The sequence below is a fragment of the Microcystis sp. M179S2 genome, from assembly GCF_020245805.1.
GTDB lineage: Bacteria > Cyanobacteriota > Cyanobacteriia > Cyanobacteriales > Microcystaceae > Microcystis > Microcystis aeruginosa.
Window position 1 is genome coordinate 1 of record NZ_JADBUE010000267.1, and the last position, 2,786, is coordinate 2,786.

At 45.7% G+C, this 2,786-nt stretch carries 3 protein-coding genes; 1 reads left to right on the forward strand and 2 read right to left on the reverse strand.

Going from position 1 to position 2,786, the window contains the following annotated elements; genetic code table 11:
• The first annotated feature begins 193 nt into the window (after window positions 1-193).
• Window positions 194-703, forward strand: coding sequence for a YceD family protein (locus tag IM500_RS16190; RefSeq protein WP_002795530.1), 510 nt, complete (start codon window positions 194-196; stop codon window positions 701-703).
• A gap of 61 nt (window positions 704-764) precedes the next feature.
• Here the strand turns inward: IM500_RS16190 and IM500_RS16195 are convergent, their stop codons facing one another.
• Complete coding sequence (locus IM500_RS16195; RefSeq protein ID WP_190719971.1) at window positions 765-1,727, reverse strand: glycosyltransferase family 9 protein; 963 nt, start codon at window positions 1,725-1,727, stop codon at window positions 765-767.
• 308 nt (window positions 1,728-2,035) lie between these two features.
• The gene (locus tag IM500_RS16200; RefSeq protein WP_287738981.1) at window positions 2,036-2,638 is read right to left on the reverse strand and encodes a M23 family metallopeptidase; all 603 of its coding nucleotides are present in this window, start codon (window positions 2,636-2,638) and stop codon (window positions 2,036-2,038) included.
• Window positions 2,639-2,786: the final 148 nt, after the last annotated feature.

Consider the following 2,786-nt stretch of genomic DNA (forward strand, 5'->3'; position numbering starts at 1 on the left):
GGTGTGGGGTAAAATAGGTAAGAATAGGCTTTTTCCATACCTCACATTTTAGCATATATTTCGTAAATGTGCTAATATTTAACAGTAAAGCCGTCGTAGAACGACGGGGTTTCAGACCCAAAATTTTCGATGATGGCGTTACTCGCTAACGCAGTTGACACCCGATAACCGATAAATGATACAGGAGTTATCTATGGAAACTATTTTTATCCCCCACCTCCTCAAATCTCCTGATCGACAAAGAGTGATCATCATCGATAATTTTATCCCTGGTCTAGAAACCTTGACACCAGTGCGGGGGACCTTGCTGGTTAGACATGGGGGCAATTTTTTGGAAGTATCGGTGAAAGCAGAAACCATCGTCACCTTAACCTGCGATCGCTGTTTACAACAATATAATCATCGTCTGCAATTAAACACTTCCGAATTAATCTGGCTAGACAAAAATAAAGACTACGATCACTCCTATCCTCTAGAGCGAGAAATAGCCTACGAAGACCTCTCGGAAACTCTCGATCCTAACGGGGATTTTGACCCGCAAATGTGGTTATACGAGCAGTTGTGTCTAACTTTGCCCCCCCGTCAACTCTGCGGAGCCAATTGTCAACCACCCGATTTTTTTCTTCCGGAAAATACTGCCATCGATGGTCGTTGGGCCTCCCTAGAATCGTTGAAAAGTCAGTTATCTCAATCGCAAAATTGAGCCTTGATGCCGATTTTTTTCGGGTTTCGAGCCAAGAGAAAAGCGATCGAAACCCGATTTTTTACCGGCCCCAAATCTTTTTCAGGACAGTTTCGGGGGTAATATCGGCGACTTTTCCCGTATTAGCCTCAATATATCGATGACGCTCTCCCCCGCTCGGTAAAACTCTCTTAGACAACGAAGGAAGCAGCAGAGAGAGGGTATAGGTTCCCACGGCCACGGCTAACTGTAAAGGGACACTTTCGGTAGCTAACAATAAATTGGCACCGGCGATCATGGCCGCCATTTTACCGATATCGGCCGTTCTGGACACTTTTAAGTTATTATCCATGGCTTTGAGTGCTAAAACCCAAGCTTCATCCAGTTCTCCCTGGATTGCGACAATTGGCAAATCCGGTTGTTGATGGCGAATGCCTTGGATAATTTCCAGCCAACTCTCTAGGGGATAAAGCGTTTCCAGTCCTTGACCAATGCTGAGATCGCTACCGCCGGCGTAGAGGAGAATATAGCCGCTATCCTTGATATTGAGGCGTTGCTGCTCCATTTGGGCCCAATCGATATCATCGCGATTCAAGGTTACTTTTAAAGGTGGACAGGGTGGAGCAATCTTTAACCCTTTGACCAGTGCGTGATAATTATCCGCTAGATAGCCTTCCGTTGGCCGGGGTACTTGTTGCGATAAGAACCAGCTGCCATTATTTTCATAGCCTATACGGTTAGGAACACCATTTAACCAGAGTAAAAGATTGATAGCAGGACGATTGGTGAGACTAATGGCGATTTCGTACTCCCGGTCCCGAATTACTCCCAAAATATTTAAATAATCCGCTAATCCGTACTGATCTCGATAGTCAAATAAAAGCACTTCCCTAACCTGGGGACAGAGACGATAGGCAGCCTTTGCCCTAGGTTCGACCAAAACATCGATAGTACCTTGGGGGTAAGTTTGCCGGAGAGTTTCTAGAGTGGGAAAAAACAGCAGTTGATTGCTAATTCCTCCCGGTACAAGGGTTAATATTCGCATTTTATCTGGATATACCTGAATCGATCAGCTTAATTTTAGCAGTGTCCCTCGTTATTCACTAAATCCGGGCAGCGATGTTTTTTCTCAACAGAATGCGATCACAGATTCTCTAATTCCCCCTGACTTGAAAGAGGGTGTAGGGTGTGGGGTGTAGGGTGTAGGGTGTGGGGTGTAGGGAAGGAAAGCTCTTTCATCTGTGGGGGTGAAAATTTTTTCATCGGGACTGACTTGAAAGTGGGAAGTGGGAAGTGGGAAGTGGGTACTACTTTCATGCTTGACGCTGTAACTTGTTGCATCGGGACTTCCTCTTAAGTATTACCCGAAGGATTAGAACCGTACATAGCATTTAAAACCAAAGCGGGGTCAACGTATTGATTGCCGTACATCAGTCCCCAGTGCAGGTGTGGTCCGGTGGTGCGTCCGCTCATTCCCACTCTAGCAATGCGCGCCCCTGCCGGTATATCCTGACCGAGAGTAAGGACGATTCCCCCTGACCTGTCAATCAAAAAAGTACCACGGCTATCGGATTGAACCGAACCCATGAGATGACAATAAATATGCGTCCATTGACCCGATTGCATCTTAATCATGGTGCCACAGCCTGTATTATCCGATAATTCGACGATTCTGCCGGTCCACCAATTGCGAATATAACTGCCCAAGGGTGCGGCCAGATCTAACCCGGCATGAAATTGTTGACTGCCATCCATGGGAGAGAAACGATAACCGAAACCGGAGGTGTAGGTTTGGAAGTTTTCCACGGGGAAGGAGGCCCCGGCCCAAGCATTTTGAGCTATGAGGGTGGGATTAGCTTTAACGGGGTGTAAACGGTCAAATCCTAGAGAAATTAACGTGACAAGACAGCTAATCGCTAAAAAACGCAGGAATTTAACAGGCAGATATTTGAGCATGAGACTTACTCCAGACACCACAATTAAATATAGTTAGTAAAAGTATAGTCAAATATAGACAGACTGAATTCCATTTCAGAAATTCCCTTCACTTTTACTTCGAGAGATTGATTCTCCTTGGGTGAACTACGCACCTCTCTATCCCATA

Bases quoted from the DNA above. Each gene is read 5' to 3' on its own strand.
- IM500_RS16195 (WP_190719971.1), bottom strand. From the start codon at position 1,727: ATGCGAATATTAACCCTTGTACCGGGAGGAATTAGCAATCAACTGCTG.
- IM500_RS16200 (WP_287738981.1), bottom strand. From the start codon at position 2,638: ATGCTCAAATATCTGCCTGTTAAATTCCTGCGTTTTTTAGCGATTAGC.
- IM500_RS16190 (WP_002795530.1), top strand. From the start codon at position 194: ATGGAAACTATTTTTATCCCCCACCTCCTCAAATCTCCTGATCGACAA.